The sequence below is a fragment of the uncultured Anaerococcus sp. genome, from assembly GCF_937934665.1.
In the GTDB taxonomy this organism is placed as follows: domain Bacteria; phylum Bacillota; class Clostridia; order Tissierellales; family Peptoniphilaceae; genus Anaerococcus.
Genome location: NZ_CALGYW010000097.1, coordinates 1 through 6,374, shown reverse-complemented (window position 1 = coordinate 6,374; position 6,374 = coordinate 1). Strand labels below are relative to the sequence as shown.

Here is a 6,374-nt window from a genome sequence, read left to right as displayed (position 1 = left end):
AATCGTGCTGACAGAAGTATCATTTACTTCTACCAACACGATTTATTATAGAACCAGTATTTACACTCGGGAGTGGTTTTTTGAATCTTTTAAATATTAGATTTTATAGCATGCCAGCTTTTCTAAGGACATTTTCTGCCTGCCTGCATATGGCTTCAGACTCTTTTATCAGTTGGAGTAATTGAGGTCTAACGTGGGCTATCTCCTTTGGACTGTTTTTTAGTAAGAATTTAGCTCCGGCTGTTGTTATCCTATTTTTCTCTATTGTCTCTTGTAATTTAATATAGGTGGCTTGTTTTTTCCTTACTTTCTCTAGGCTTGCTTTTTTAGATTTAATCTCACCTTCAAGCTTGTTTGATTTCTTAATAAGTTTTGCCATATTAACAAAGGCTTCTTCATTAAGGATTTTTTTGGCTAGGTGGACTACAGAATATAGGTCGTTGTAGTAGGTTAAGAACCTATCTTCATAGTCATCTATTGAGTAAACTGTCCTATTTGTAGGGTCAGAAGGGTTCATAACAATTGATTTTGTGTATGGATACTTGCCTGTTTTTCTAAGGGCGTAGCCTGCACTAATTGTATCTTTTGGAGACCAAGAATAACCCCACATTAAGTCATCTACTAGGTTTGTATAGTGGCCAACTTGTGGGTTTTTAAACCTTCTTTCCATATCAGCCTTGTTTCTATCTATATAAGCTTCCATTTCATTTCTAGACTTTAAACCTAGAGACCTTAGGTAATCAAAAACTGGTTTTTCCTCATCCCACCATTGTCTTATAGCTTCCTTAGTTGTTGGGTCGCTATAAGACCAGGCTAGGTTTTCGTATGAAGGGCCATAGACAGAAGAGTGCTCTATATACTGGCTAGAATAGTTGGCATTGGCCTGGGCTACAGCCATATCGTAGTCAGATATACCAAAGACAGCTAGGCTTTTGACGTCAATACCACCCTCTTTTTGTCTTTTTTCGTTTATGGCCTCTAAGCTTTCTATGGATATTTTCATGTTTTCTAGACTTCTTGAGTCATTTTCGTCTATTTTATTGCCTATGCGGTTTAACTCTAGGTATTTTGGAGCTGTGCTAGGTTCATAGTTCATACCGTTTTTATTAGGGATACTTTTAAAAACTTCTATAGCTTCATAAGAACCATTTGCTTCAAAAAATTCTACAGAACCCTTATCCCACTGGGCCTTGGCTTCTGCTATTTCACTTTCAGAGACTTCTACAACAGCTTCTTTTTCTAAAGCCTTGATATCTTCTTGGAGCTTGTCGTATTCTTGGTCTAGAGAATTAACTTCAGCTTCTAGATTTTGTAAGTCTTTAACTGTGTACTCGCTTTTGTCATTAGCTATATTTGTATTTTCTAGGTTTTCTTCGTAATTTTGTTTGTATTCCTTCTTTTTATAGATAGAGTCCGGGTTAATTTCAGGATTGTCTCTTTCTTCCTCATACCACATGAATTCATCGATATAGGCATCGAATTGATCATTGGCATAGGATGTGGATGCACCCTGGATTATAAATCCAGTTGCAAGTGCAGCCATTAGGGCCAAATTTTTACCTTTCATTTTTTATCTGCGAATAATCGCAAACATCCTTATTAGATTTTATTAATAGCTCTGAGTCTACTTCTACTACCATTATAATCTATGTCAAGATAAATTACAAAAGTTTAGTGTCTTTTTCTAGATATATAATATATCTTATAAATTATAAGAAAAGGATGGAGGAGTGACAGGAGCGACTTTCCTTGATTTACAGAGCATGGGGCCTGCCTTTATTAAAGAAATATTCCCTTATTTGGTGGAGTTTTAGTGTGGATATTTAAGATTTGGTTAGCATATAAAAAGGATAAGTGACTTTTTTATGATATTTTTAAGCTATGGTGCTTACAAGAAAAAATTATCAGGATAAAAACTTAGTTATCCTTTATTTGTGTGGTTTTGATAGGAGAAAAAAATAAACCTTTTCATTAATAAAAAAGTATGTTATAATAAAACTAATAAAAGACCTCAAGAAAAAGTCTTGTTTTGAAAATAAAACGATTTTTATCTTTGATAAAAGTTTTAACTTAGCTAGGGCTTATTTAGTAGGTTTTTATAAAATCAATAATAAAAGCTTATAAAAGCAAAGGGAGTGTGGTAGAGATAGCAGGCTAAAAACTAAAAAATGATGGAAGGAACAGAAAAAATACATATGTAGGAGATTTTATGAAATATTTAAAAGAATTTTGTTATTTACTTTTTTTCTTATTATTAGGATTCATTGCTAAAAAACTAACTGGTCTACCAATCCCAGAACCAGTTTTTGGTATGATTTTCCTCTTTATTGCCCTTTGCACAAAGATGTTAAAGGTAGAAGATATTGGAGAAACATCAGATTTCCTAACATCAATCCTTGCCTTTACCTTCACTCCACTAGGTGTTGGTCTTATGGTTCAATTTGATGTTATTAGGGATAATGCCCTAAAGATTCTTATAGTTATGACTATATCATGTCTAGTGACCATGGCTATTACAGCTAAAATAGTTGAACTAGTACAAAAAGCGAGGAAATAATATGAGTGATTTTTTAAATACTTATGTAGCAGATAATGAATTTTTTGGAATAATCCTTTCTATAGTAATGTTTAGGATAGGGATGCGTATTAATAAGAAAACAAAAATTGCAATCTTAAACCCACTTTTACTTGCGATTGTGTTTTGTATAATTTTCTTAAAGCTAACTGGCATTACCTACGAAAACTTTAATAAGGGTGGAAAATACATTTCCTTTATGATAGCACCTATTACAGTTGCTCTTGTAGTAAGTCTATATAGAAACATTGAAAAATTAAAGGAAAACTTAGTACCAATTTTAGTTGGGGTCTTTGTTGGATCTTTTGTAGCGATCTTATCAGCCTATCTTCTATCAAAAGCCTTTGGCTTTGAAAGAGATTTGACCCTTTCTATGATGCCACAATCTGTAACAACTCCTATAGCTAAGTCCCTAACAGAGGAATACGTAGCTAAATTTGGGGCAGATGATGTGACAATAAAAACCTACGCAGCTATTACCGCTATAACAGTTATCCTAAGGGGAACTGTTGGAGCAATTTTTGCCCCAAGCGTAATGAAGTTAATGAAAGTTAAAGACCCAGTTGCCAAGGGTATAGGCATAGGTACATCAAGCCACGCTATGGGTACATCAAAAGCCATTGAAATGGGAGAAGTAGAAGGAGCTATGAGTGGTCTATCTATAGCAGTAGCAGGTATCTGCACTGTAATCTTGATGCCACTATTTATAGTAATATTTTTCTAGGAAATAAGTATATAGAAACTAAGGTTTATCATTTGGTAGCCTTAGTTTTTTTATTTATCGAAAACGGTTTAAACTTAAGATAAATCCAAATAAGGATTGACAATAAATAAGTTTAAGAGTATTATTTATATGTAATCTCTACTCCGTAGTATAAACGGGGTCAATAGTCCACAGGGAGGTGAAAATATGAATAATTACGAAGCAGTATTGATTTTCAAGACTGAACTAGCTGATGCTGACAGAAATGCTCTTCTAGATAGATTTAAAGGTCATATCGAAGAAAACGGCGAAGTTGTATCAGTTGATGACTGGGGAAGAAGAAGACTTGCTTATGAGATCGATGATCTTAAAGAAGGTTACTACTATATAGTAGACTTTAAGTCTCAACCAGACCACATCAAAGAATTTGAAAGAAGACTAAGACTTTCAGATTTCGTTCTTAGATACATGGTTATAAGAAAAGAGGACTAATATGAATAAAGTGTTACTAATAGGACGCCTTGTTAGGGATCCTGAGTTAAGATATACCCAAGCAAATCAAGCGGTATGCACATTCACATTAGCAGTTGATAAGAGACTAAGTCGAGAAAGAAGAGAAGAAGCGGAAGCAGCTAATCGTCCAACAGCGGATTTTCCAAGGATAACAGTTTGGGGTAGGCAGGCAGAAAACGCCTCAAGATACCTCTTTAAAGGAAGTCAATGCGCAGTAGAAGGTAGGATCCAAACCGGAAGCTACCAAGATAGGGAAACAGGTAAGACAGTCTATACAACAGATGTTGTCGCAGATAATGTTGAGTTTTTAGGATCAAGATCAGAAAGACAAAGTCATAGCTCAAATCCTGGTGATAACCAAGATGTCTACCAAAACAACTATTCTCAAACAAATTCTTATCAAAACAATCAGGCAAGTGGTCCATCCACAAACGATGATTTTTTTGATGATGACTTTACTGAAATCCAAGACGATGGCAGAATTCCATTCTAGAGAAATATAAGAGAAAGGAATTACAATGGCAAGAAGATTTAAACCAAGAAAAAAGGTTGATCCATTTGTTAAAGACCCATCAAAGGTAATAGACTATAAAGACATTGAAACTCTTAAGAGATTTATTACTGACAGAGGTAAGATTCTTCCAAGAAGAGTTACTGGTCTAAATGCAAAACACCAAAGAGAAATCACAAGAGCAATCAAGAGAGCTAGACAAGTAGCCCTATTGCCTTACGAAGAAAACTAAGAGAATATAAACAAAAAATTTCAATAAGCAAGCTGGGAGCATCGCTCCCTTTTTTATTTGCTATAAAACATGAATATTAAATATATAAAAGTATAGTTATAGATATAATTAAATAATAAAAGGAGGAATTATGTTAATTGTTATTATTTCTCTAATTGTAGCCATTTTGGCCCTAGTTCTAATGGCCTTTACAATTAAAGAGAGAATCCTTCCTGTATCAAGTGGTTCAAAAAGAATGCACGAGATATCAGGATACATCAAAGACGGAGCAATGACCTTCATCGCAAGCGAGTATAAGTTCATCGTTGCCTTCGTAGTAGTTGTATCAATCCTAATTGCGATATTCCTAGACATAAGAATCATGGTCTGCTATATAATAGGCTCATGTTTCTCAATGCTAACAGGATTTATAGGAATGAGAACAGCTACTGAAGCCAACGCTAAATGTGCAAACGAAGCTATGGAAGGTGGCACAAACAGAGCCCTCAAACTTGCCTTTGCAGGTGGATCTGTAATGGGATATGCAGTAACAGGACTTGGTTTTTCAGGTCTATTGATCTGCTATCTAATCTTTAAAGATCCTGCAATAGTAATGGGTTACTCACTTGGAGCATCATCTGTTGCCCTATTTGCTAGAGTTGGAGGCGGTATCTATACAAAGGCTGCCGACCTTGGAGCTGACCTTGTAGGAAAGGTAGAAGCAGGTATTCCAGAAGATGACCCAAGAAACCCAGCAGTAATCGCAGATAACGTTGGAGATAACGTAGGTGACGTTGCAGGAATGGGAGCAGACTTATTTGAATCCTATGCCGGAGCAATCATCTCAGCTATCACCCTAGGCCTAGTGTCATACGGCGAAGCAGGACTAAACTTTACCCTACTACTAACAGCCATAGGAATACTAGCATCTTTAGTAGCAAGTTTCTTATTTACAAACAAAAACCATAAAGACCCACAAAAGGGCCTAATGATGACAATTTACGTTTCAGGTGCAATTGTAATAGTTGCAGCAGTGATCTTATCCTTTGCCTACTTCGGCAACGTAAAAGCAGCACTTGCAATAATTACAGGAATCATAGTAGGAATTGCAATTGGTCTTTTAACAGAAGTATATACATCAGATAAGTTTAAATATGTAAAAAATATTGCTGAAGAATCAAAAACAGGTGTTGCAACCAACATTATCGCAGGTCTCTCAACAGGAATGTTATCAGCAGTTGGTCCAATCATCCTAATCGCCCTAGGTATCATCGTAGCCTTCTGGGCAGACGGAGTATTTGGTATAGCCCTATCAGCAGTAGGAATGTTATCAACAACAGCCACAACAGTATCAGTAGACGCCTACGGCCCAATCACAGACAACGCCGGCGGAATCGCTGAAATGGCAGCCCTACCAAGCCATGTTAGAGACATCACAGACGAACTAGACTCAATAGGAAACACAACAGCAGCCATAGGTAAAGGCTTTGCAATCGGCTCTGCAGCCCTAACAGCCCTATCCCTATTCGTAACCTACTCAGAAACATTAAACCTAGAAACAATATCAATTCTAGATTCCCACGTAGTAGCTGGAATGTTCATAGGCGGCATGCTACCATTCCTATTTACAGCACTCACAATGAACTCTGTAGGAAAAGCAGCCACAGAAATGATCAATGAAGTAAGAAGACAATTTAGAAATGATCCAGGCCTACTAGAAGGAACAAGCGAACCAGATTACCAAAGATGTATTGAAATCTCAACATCAGCTTCCTTAAAAGAAATGATCCTACCAGGCGTTTTAGCCATAGTAGTACCAATCTTTGTAGGACTTGTCTTTGGCCCAACAGCCCTAGGTGGA

At 36.2% G+C, this 6,374-nt stretch carries 7 protein-coding genes; 6 read left to right on the top strand and 1 reads right to left on the bottom strand.

Annotated features, from left to right (window positions below):
* Positions 1 to 103: 103 nt before the first annotated feature.
* Entirely contained in the window at positions 104 to 1,567 is a 1,464-nt protein-coding gene (locus Q0410_RS05285; RefSeq protein WP_299033866.1) for a hypothetical protein, read from the bottom strand.
* 642 nt (positions 1,568 to 2,209) lie between these two features.
* On the opposite strand from Q0410_RS05285, the gene Q0410_RS05280 reads away from it, so the two are divergent.
* The 6 genes from Q0410_RS05280 to Q0410_RS05255 form a co-directional block, all read left to right on the top strand.
* Complete coding sequence (locus Q0410_RS05280; protein WP_299033863.1) at positions 2,210 to 2,557, top strand: CidA/LrgA family protein; 348 nt, start codon at positions 2,210 to 2,212, stop codon at positions 2,555 to 2,557.
* Position 2,558: 1 nt separating this feature from the next.
* Positions 2,559 to 3,299 (top strand): LrgB family protein, encoded by a 741-nt coding sequence (locus Q0410_RS05275; protein WP_299033860.1) that lies wholly within the window; start codon positions 2,559 to 2,561, stop codon positions 3,297 to 3,299.
* Between the two features lie 186 nt (positions 3,300 to 3,485).
* On the top strand, positions 3,486 to 3,770 hold the full coding sequence (rpsF, locus tag Q0410_RS05270) for a 30S ribosomal protein S6 (protein ID WP_299033857.1): 285 nt from the start codon (positions 3,486 to 3,488) through the stop codon (positions 3,768 to 3,770).
* A 1-nt stretch (position 3,771) separates the two neighbouring features.
* Complete coding sequence (locus Q0410_RS05265; RefSeq protein ID WP_299033854.1) at positions 3,772 to 4,284, top strand: single-stranded DNA-binding protein; 513 nt, start codon at positions 3,772 to 3,774, stop codon at positions 4,282 to 4,284.
* A 25-nt stretch (positions 4,285 to 4,309) separates the two neighbouring features.
* The gene (gene rpsR, locus Q0410_RS05260; RefSeq protein WP_299033852.1) at positions 4,310 to 4,534 is read left to right on the top strand and encodes a 30S ribosomal protein S18; all 225 of its coding nucleotides are present in this window, start codon (positions 4,310 to 4,312) and stop codon (positions 4,532 to 4,534) included.
* Between the two features lie 130 nt (positions 4,535 to 4,664).
* A partial coding sequence (locus Q0410_RS05255; protein WP_299033848.1) for a sodium-translocating pyrophosphatase occupies positions 4,665 to 6,374 on the top strand: 1,710 nt, incomplete at its 3' end.

Bases quoted from the DNA above. Each gene is read 5' to 3' on its own strand.
- Q0410_RS05280 (WP_299033863.1), top strand. From the start codon at position 2,210: ATGAAATATTTAAAAGAATTTTGTTATTTACTTTTTTTCTTATTATTA.
- rpsF (WP_299033857.1), top strand. From the start codon at position 3,486: ATGAATAATTACGAAGCAGTATTGATTTTCAAGACTGAACTAGCTGAT.
- Q0410_RS05285 (WP_299033866.1), bottom strand. From the start codon at position 1,567: ATGAAAGGTAAAAATTTGGCCCTAATGGCTGCACTTGCAACTGGATTT.
- Q0410_RS05275 (WP_299033860.1), top strand. From the start codon at position 2,559: ATGAGTGATTTTTTAAATACTTATGTAGCAGATAATGAATTTTTTGGA.
- rpsR (WP_299033852.1), top strand. From the start codon at position 4,310: ATGGCAAGAAGATTTAAACCAAGAAAAAAGGTTGATCCATTTGTTAAA.
- Q0410_RS05265 (WP_299033854.1), top strand. From the start codon at position 3,772: ATGAATAAAGTGTTACTAATAGGACGCCTTGTTAGGGATCCTGAGTTA.